This window comes from Mesorhizobium sp. M5C.F.Ca.IN.020.29.1.1 (genome assembly GCF_003997375.1).
Taxonomy (GTDB): Bacteria; Pseudomonadota; Alphaproteobacteria; order Rhizobiales; family Rhizobiaceae; genus Mesorhizobium; species Mesorhizobium wenxiniae.
Genome location: NZ_RZSW01001212.1, coordinates 1 through 404, shown reverse-complemented (window position 1 = coordinate 404; position 404 = coordinate 1). Strand labels below are relative to the sequence as shown.

Genomic DNA, 404 nt, shown 5'->3' with positions numbered 1-404 from the left:
GCATTGGCAAGGCCTTGGTCAAAGCCGCCACCGGCACCATGGATCGATAAGAGCGGAATACCCGCACCACTGTCGGCATATTCGACGGGGCCCATGTCGAGGTTGGCGACCACACCGCCTCGGCTGACGGCGTCGCGCATGCGGCCAAGCTCATTTTTGTAAAGCAAGAAAACCACACCGGCCGTAGCGATGAACATGGCCAGCAGGAAACCGCCAATTCGTCTCATTGGAAAAGCTCCACAAAGAGGACGGGCGAATATTGGCCTGTATCACTTGGAGACAGGTTGATTTACCTCAATTTCCCTGAGTGACAGCATTGGTCGGTGTATTTGGATGCTGTCAATTGTGAGAGGCGGAAGCCGATCCGGTGTCCCTACTCTCCCGGGATTATGCATGGTACATCC

General features: G+C 55.2%; 1 pseudogene. It reads right to left on the bottom strand.

Going from position 1 to position 404, the window contains the following annotated elements:
- Nucleotides 1–227: pseudogene (locus EOA85_RS37085) on the bottom strand (alpha/beta hydrolase); the annotation flags it as partial.
- Nucleotides 228–404: the final 177 nt, after the last annotated feature.